This is a genomic window from uncultured Mucilaginibacter sp., assembly GCF_903913935.1.
Classification (GTDB): Bacteria; Bacteroidota; Bacteroidia; order Sphingobacteriales; family Sphingobacteriaceae; genus Mucilaginibacter.
In genome coordinates this window covers 1-5,336 of record NZ_CAIWNH010000557.1, presented here as the reverse complement: position 1 = coordinate 5,336, position 5,336 = coordinate 1, and the positions used below count along the sequence as shown (strand labels likewise).

Here is a 5,336-nt window from a genome sequence, read left to right as displayed (position 1 = left end):
TTGTTTTTTTCTTTTCTTTTGATAAAGCGATCCAGATGAAGGATAGCGTTATTGTTGACGTTATAAAGCAATATTATAATAATAAAAATTATTTCAGGTATCACGGCGAGTTTTTCCTGTCCGCATGGGATCCGCAGGGATCAGCAGAACAATGGAGATCTAATGTCTTGTTGCCGCTTAAAAATTCAGGGTATCCTATTTATTTTGTTCCTTATTTCGCACCCAACAGGAAAGAAATGCCCACTAATGATGAAGATGTGAGCAGTTTTGATCAGTGGAAGAAAACCATCAATGGTTATTTTCATTTCGGGACTACCGGTTTTCCTTCCTACAGCAAAGGCAATACCTCGATTTTGAAAACCGGCGAAGAAATCGCAAGGGCTTGTCATCAAAATGGGTTAACATATATGGCGGATGTGACTCCACTTGTCTTTCAATCAAAAAAAATTCCAAACGGTAGGGCGCCGAGATATTTCGACTATCCGGGAGGCGAGGGATTAATAGCCCAATGGAATTCTATCATTAATATTCAAAAGCCAGAATGGGTTGAATTGGTAACCTGGAATGATTGGGACGAAAGTACTTATTTTAGTCCGATGCTTAATATCGAAAAATACTCAATACATGTAAGGCACCAGGAAAGTGGGTTTTATAAATCACATGCAGGGTATGCAGCGCTTAATAAATATTACATAGATTGGTATAAATCAGGCCGGCAGCCTGCCATACAAAATGACAGGGTGTTTTATTTTTACAGAACCCACCCAAACAATGCGGTTGCGCCAAATGATTCAATAGGTAAAAGTTTGATAAAGAATGGGGATATTAAAGATAATTTATATATCACTGTTATGCTTACCGCACCTGCTGATTTGGTTGTTGAAACAGGTGGTACAGAAAAAGTCTTTCATGTTAAACAAGGCATTTCAAATATCCAAGTTCCTTTTAAGCCCGGAGCGCAGCAATTTAAATTGACACGCAATGGGAACGTAATAATGCAGGGCAGCGGCGAAGGCATCATTACGCATATCAATACCTATGATATGAATTACAATTCCGGGGTTATTCAATAGGTGTAATCAATACGGCAAACGCGGAGGCCCGCTTGCACGCCGTTTTATTACCGGCCTTACAGCGGCGACTGTATTTAAACAGGTAGCCCCGGAAGTTTAAATGCCTTGCAATACCCTTAACCGTTTGTGTAAATGAAGGCTGCCGCGGGCAGGCAGGGCAAAAAAAAGCCCCGGAACTATTAAGACCGGAGCTTGTACTTTAAAAGATTGTGTAACCTTAAGCTTTTTCTGCAGTGATTTTGGTTACTTCGATAGAATCACCGGTAACAACGCCGTCAACAGCTACATCCTGACCGGCAAATTTTAAAACTGCCTTTTGGTTGGATATTTTATAAACCTTGTCGCCCACAACCAAAACGGCCGAAGCGCCATTTTTAATGCATTTTTTTACGCAGGCAACGCGCGAAGTAGCAGGTGACATTTGGGTTTTACTTGCGGCACAGGTTGAATCTTCGATAACTCCGGTCAAATGAACACCGTCAACTCTTGACGCAAATGATACGCCGAAGGCTAAAACAATGGCGAGAGATAATAGATACTTTTTCATGATTTTAAGTGGTTTTATAAGATGGTAATCAAATATAAGTAAATATTTATGCAACAGGCAAATAAATTTGATTGCATAACATCCATTTCCTCAGGATGTTTGAGCTTTCAAATCCTTAATCCAACTTAAACCTGGCCCGCCTGATTGCTGTTACAATCCTGTTCGGGATAAGATCACGCCACCCCCACAACTACAAAAAAGACTGCCCATTGGGCCGCCTCTTTTTCTATTTGTGAAAACCGGCCTTACCCTAAGGAAGTGTTGCAGTAATAGATACGTTACTTGAATTGCCGTTATTCTGGGCGGTTTGATTGCCGTCAATAAAGATCTTGCCACCAACGTTACTGCCGTCGATACTAATCACAGTTAGTTTAAGCGCTATTCCATGCTCGGTTGAAGCAAAGCTGGTCGTCCAGCTTGCATCGGCGTTAGTTACAGTTTGCGTATTCCCGTTTTGGTCGGTATAAGTAACTGTGGATTTAGCTGTACCCTGAATGGTGTATTTTACAACGTGAGAGTTATTCTTTTTACACGAAAAAGTAACAACAGTAATTAGTATAAGAAGCGAAAAGAAAATTATTTTTTTCATTTTTTGTTAGAGTCGTTAGATTTTAAACTAAATAAATTATTGGGTGATCGTTACGGTACCCATGTCCTGTACAGCACCGGTGGTTACCACTGCATTGCCAACAGTTTTGGTTAAATATGGGCTAACCGGTATAAAATTGACACTGTATGTTCCTGCCGCAAGGCCCGGGAAATAAAACGCGCCTGTGGCATCAGCAATAGTGCCTACAGTATCAGTCCCAGTGATGGCATAAACCTTGGGAAATGAAATAGCAGGGGTAATCATACCTGTTAAAGCGCCAGATACCGCTGCCGGAATGGCACGTATTACCGGTTTTAAAATATATTTACCGTTCCCGGTTAATACGATGGACGACGCAGCATCAAAATCAAGCCTCAGCGTATAATCAATACCAGCAACCAAATTATCATGAACATTTAATTTTACGCCCGATGTTTGTCCGCTTGGTGTGGTCAGGTCATAGGATACACCGTTAATAACAACACGGTTACCTGAATCATTTAATACAAGGCGTATTTGCTGAATGCTGCCTGATGGAAGATCCTGTGAAGCAAGCAGGGTGTCTTTTCCAAGCCTGAAATGAAGGATATTAATGGGGCCTCCACCTACGTTAATGGTTTGCTCACCTTTATCAGTAACCACAACCACGCTTTTGATACTTAAAATAACAGCATCGTATAATCCCGGGGCATCAGTCATCTTAACGGTGACGTGGGTGGTCCCGCTGCCCGAAGGTGTATTGTTCTTTGTGCACGCTGTTATAGTTAGGCAAAGAGCCACAGCAAATAATAGAAAGTAGTATTTCATAGTAGTATTAGTTAATTAATTATTATTGTACAATAAAATGTAACATATAAATTACAAAATTGTTTTAATGCTGTGCAATCCATCTGCTTCGCCATTTTAAAGCTGAAATAAACCATTACCCTAGTTATAATCAATTTTCAAAATTTAGCTAAACCCTTATTATGGACAGAACCCTGAAAGTCGGTGTACACTGACAGGCACATTCGCGAAATTAGCAGTAACGACCAGAAATGGTTACCACCCTGGTACTAATGCAATGCTTTATACAGTCGATTTAATAAAAAATTACCCCCGCTTTATTAACTCTTGTGTAATTTGCAGAAGGTATTGAAGACGATAAAAAATCAAATTAAAATAATGACTGTCTCCGTAAAAAAATATTTGCTGTCGCTGCTGTTAATCACTACATGCGCCACTGTTTTCGGTCAGGATAAAATGGGCAATGTAAGGGGCGGGTTTTTAAATCCGCCGGCATCAGCCAGGCCGGGCGTGTATTGGTATTTTATGGATGGCAATATGAACAAAAAATCCATCACCGCCGACCTTGAATCCATGAAAAAGGCCGGGATCGGGAATGTGATCTTCCTGGAGGTTAACGTGGGCCTGCCTGTTGGCCCTGTTGATTTTTTAAGCGCGCAATGGCAGGATATTTTTAAACATGCCGTACAGGAAAGCAAACGCCTGGGGATCGAGATCACGCTGGGCATAGGCCCGGGCTGGACAGGGAGCGGTGGCCCATGGGTGCCTGCTGATCAATCCATGCAGGACCTCGTGTCCGCATCTCTTACCGTTACCGGCGGCCAAAAGCAAAAAATAAAACTGCCGCTACCCTTACCGAAGGAGCCCTATTTCGGGCAGGGCGTATTTACCCCCGAATTAAAAAAGCAGTGGCTGGATTTTTATAAAGATGTTGCCGTATTGGCCTACCCAACACCATCAGGCGATAGTAAAATAAAGGACATCGATGAAAAAGCGCTTTACTACAGGGCGCCGTATTCATCCGTAAACGGGGTTAAACAATTTTTGCCGTCGCCGGTATATTTTGATGAGGTTCCGAAGGGGGCAGTCATCGCACAAAAAAATATCATCAATATTACGACCAAACTTCAGCCGGATGGAACACTCGCCTGGGATGTGCCACCGGGTAAATGGACCATTGTACGCTTTGTAAGCCGCAATAACGGCGCCATCACCCGCCCGGCGCCGGTAACCGGCCTTGGTTTTGAATCGGATAAGTTTGATACCGTTGCTTTAAATGCCCACCTGGAAAATTACATTGGCCGCTTATTAAAAAAGATAGGTAAGCCAGACCCGCGCCAGGCCGGCGGCTTAAAACGCCTGCACATGGACAGCTGGGAAATGGGCTCGCAAAACTGGACAGGGCATTTTCGCGCTGAGTTTATCAAAAGGCGGGGTTACGACCCGCTGCCATTTTACCCCGTTTACGCCGGTAATATCGTGGAGAGCCCTGAAATAAGCGAAAGGTTTTTATGGGATCTGCGCCAAACCGCGCAGGATCTGGTTTTGGAATACCATGCCGGGCAGGTAAAAAAATATGCCCGTAAAAACGGCCTGAGCTTGTCTATCGAGCCCTACGATATGAACCCAACTGCCGATCTTGAACTGGGCGCAGTAGCTGACCTGGCGATGTGCGAGTTTTGGAGTAAAGGCTATGGTTTTAATTCATCGTTCAGTTGTATCGAAGCAACTTCGGTGGCGCATGTTAATGGCCAGCGGATAATGCCCTCCGAATCATTTACGGCGCAAAACGATGAGGGCTGGCGGCAATACCCCGGCGCAATGAAAAACCAGGGTGACTGGGCCTTCGCAACAGGCATCAACAGGTTTGTTTTTCACACCTTTATCAACCAGGTATTAAATGATACCTTGCGGCCCGGGATGACCATGGGCCCTTATGGCGTGCATTGGGACAGGGGGCAAACCTGGTGGCCGATGGCATCCGGCTACCACAACTATATTTCGCGCTGCCAGTATGTTTTGCAGCAGGGCAGGGCCGTGGCCGATGTTTTATACCTTACACCCGAAGGTGCGCCACACGTATTTCGCCCGCCATCTTCAGCCTTAACAGGCAACGATACCATTCCCGACAGGCGGGGGTATAACTTTGACGGTTGTGCGCCGGGTCAGTTGTACAAGGCCAGCGTAAAAAACGGGCTGATCATATTTCCGGGTGGGGCATCCTATCACCTGCTGGTGTTGCCGGCAGTGAAAACCATGACGCCGGCTTTGCTTACAAAGATTGTTGCACTGGTAAAGGCCGGGGCAACAGTGGTGGGCTCGCCGCCGCTCAGATCGCCCG

General features: G+C 44.4%; 5 protein-coding genes. 2 read left to right on the top strand and 3 right to left on the bottom strand.

What is annotated here, in order from left to right; translation table 11 throughout:
• Window positions 1–1,073: endo-1,3-alpha-glucanase family glycosylhydrolase (locus QZY09_RS22585; RefSeq protein WP_295676437.1), on the top strand; the 1,073-nt coding region annotated here is incomplete at its 5' end.
• Between the two features lie 217 nt (window positions 1,074–1,290).
• Here QZY09_RS22585 and QZY09_RS22580 read toward each other — a convergent pair.
• From QZY09_RS22580 to QZY09_RS22570, 3 genes are all read right to left on the bottom strand, one after another.
• Window positions 1,291–1,620, bottom strand: a complete 330-nt coding sequence (locus QZY09_RS22580) for a hypothetical protein (protein ID WP_295676436.1) — start codon at window positions 1,618–1,620, stop codon at window positions 1,291–1,293.
• A 250-nt stretch (window positions 1,621–1,870) separates the two neighbouring features.
• Window positions 1,871–2,209, bottom strand: coding sequence for an MmpS family transport accessory protein (locus tag QZY09_RS22575; RefSeq protein WP_295676435.1), 339 nt, complete (start codon window positions 2,207–2,209; stop codon window positions 1,871–1,873).
• A gap of 36 nt (window positions 2,210–2,245) precedes the next feature.
• Window positions 2,246–3,016 (bottom strand): DUF4382 domain-containing protein, encoded by a 771-nt coding sequence (locus QZY09_RS22570; protein ID WP_295676433.1) that lies wholly within the window; start codon window positions 3,014–3,016, stop codon window positions 2,246–2,248.
• A gap of 357 nt (window positions 3,017–3,373) precedes the next feature.
• On the opposite strand from QZY09_RS22570, the gene QZY09_RS22565 reads away from it, so the two are divergent.
• On the top strand, window positions 3,374–5,336 hold a 1,963-nt coding region (locus tag QZY09_RS22565; RefSeq protein WP_295676431.1), incomplete at its 3' end, for a glycosyl hydrolase.

Bases quoted from the DNA above. Each gene is read 5' to 3' on its own strand.
- QZY09_RS22580 (WP_295676436.1), bottom strand. From the start codon at position 1,620: ATGAAAAAGTATCTATTATCTCTCGCCATTGTTTTAGCCTTCGGCGTA.
- QZY09_RS22575 (WP_295676435.1), bottom strand. From the start codon at position 2,209: ATGAAAAAAATAATTTTCTTTTCGCTTCTTATACTAATTACTGTTGTT.
- QZY09_RS22570 (WP_295676433.1), bottom strand. From the start codon at position 3,016: ATGAAATACTACTTTCTATTATTTGCTGTGGCTCTTTGCCTAACTATA.